The organism is Moorena sp. SIO4E2 (assembly GCF_010671945.1).
Classification (GTDB): Bacteria; Cyanobacteriota; Cyanobacteriia; order Cyanobacteriales; family Coleofasciculaceae; genus Moorena; species Moorena producens.
The window spans coordinates 1-1,749 of sequence record NZ_JAAHIE010001087.1 but is presented as its reverse complement, the minus strand read 5'-3'; the positions used below and the strand labels follow the sequence as shown (position 1 = coordinate 1,749).

Annotated in this window: 1 protein-coding gene and 1 pseudogene; both read right to left on the bottom strand. The window is 50.9% G+C overall.

Annotated features, from left to right (window positions below; all coding sequences use genetic code 11):
* Nucleotides 1-117: 117 nt before the first annotated feature.
* A pseudogene (locus tag F6K37_RS40925) lies at nt 118-504 on the bottom strand (PD-(D/E)XK nuclease family transposase); the annotation flags it as partial.
* Between the two features lie 269 nt (nt 505-773).
* The coding region (locus F6K37_RS40920) for a WD40 repeat domain-containing protein (protein WP_287257017.1) at nt 774-1,749 on the bottom strand (976 nt) is incomplete at its 5' end.

Here is a 1,749-nt window from a genome sequence, read left to right as displayed (position 1 = left end):
AAAGATGGCCTTCCTTTGATGAAACGACTAATTCAAGCTCGTTGCTCTATTACTGCTCCTCCTACTCTTCCGATACCTCTCTAAACCTGACCAAACGTCTTTCCAAAAGAGCCACACCCAAATAAAATCTAGAATCCCAACAGTGTAGACTGCGGTTAGCTGATCAGGCCAATTTCCCAGTTGCGCCTGTTCTTGGATGGGAAAAGTGGCATAGTAGACACTGGGATCTTTGAAAAAATTGTGGTCGGCTTTTTGGATTTCCACCATCAACCGTTCACCGGTTGTGCTCTGACAATAACTATCAAAAATGGCTCTTCTGTTCACTAAGCTGTTGCCAAAGAATTCCAGAGTCTTAATGGTGACATCCTGAATCTGATGGTGGGCAGGTAACAGAGTATTCAAGAAGTCGATCAACAGTGCTTTGTTAGACTGAGTGCCAAAGACCCGCTTAAAGCCGAAATCCGTAAGCAGGTGAATGTATTTATCTCGCCAGGGGAACACCATTTTAATAGATAAAGGGTAAACTATTAGCTATTAGCGGGCTATGGGGATGGTTGAGGAAAAAACTGTTTTGAATAAAATTTGAGTTAACTCAGCCGAGCAACACGGATCCCCCTCCCGTCCCCCTTAATAAGGGGGACGGGAGGGGGATCGGTGATTGTTCCCCCCTTGCGCGCGGGGGGTTAGGGGGGATCTCCAGCCATTGAACTTTCTTAACCGAACCTCTGAACCTCGTGAACGAACCTCTGAACCTCGTGAACGAACCTCTGAACCTAATTCCCGATTCCCGATTCCCGATTCCCGATTCCCGATTCCTGGCATACTGTTAACTTCTCCTTAGCTCCAGGATTCCTAACAAAGTAATCTTCCAGCAATTCACAGCCCCGACCCAGCAGCTCACCTAAACTTTCAACCTTCCAAATTCTGGCAGTGCCGTCCCGTGAAGCCGTGGCCAGCCTCTGTCCATCCGGGCTGAAGGCTACACTTAATACCTCGGACTGATGCCCGGTGAGCACGGCTAATTGATTACCCTGGTTGTCCCAAATTCTGGCAGTGCCGTCTCGTGAAGCAGTGGCCAGCCTCTGTCTATCCGGGCTGAAGGCTACACTATTTACCCATTCCTGATGCCCGGTGAGTTCGGCGATTTGATTGCCCTGGTTGTCCCAAATTCTGGCGGTGTTGTCCCATGAAGCCGTGGCCAGCTTCTGTCCATCCGGGCTGAAGGCTACATTAATTACCGAAGACTGATGCCCTGTGAGCACGGCGATTTGATTGCCCTGGTTGTCCCAAATTCTGGCGGTGTTGTCCCATGAAGCAGTGGCCAGCTTCTGTCCATCCGGGCTGAAGGCTACACTTAATACCTCGGACTGATGCCCGCCGGTGAGCAAGGCGATTTGATTGCCCTGGTTGTCCCAAATTCTGGCAGTGCTGTCTCCTGAAGCAGTGGCCAGCTTCTGTCCATCCGGGCTGAAGGCTACACTTAATACCTCGGACTGATGGCCGGTGAGTACCGCTAATAGATTGCCCTGTAAGTTCCAAATCATCGCAGTGTTGTCCCATGAAGCAGTGGCCAGCTTCTGTCCATCCGGGCTGAAGGCTACACTTAATACCTCGGACTGATGCCCGGTGAGCAAGGCGATTTGATTGCCCTGGTTGTCCCAAATTCTGGCGGTGTTGTCCCTTGATGCCGTGGCCAGCCTCTGTCCATCCGGGCTGAAGGCTACACTATATACCCATTCCTGCTGCCCG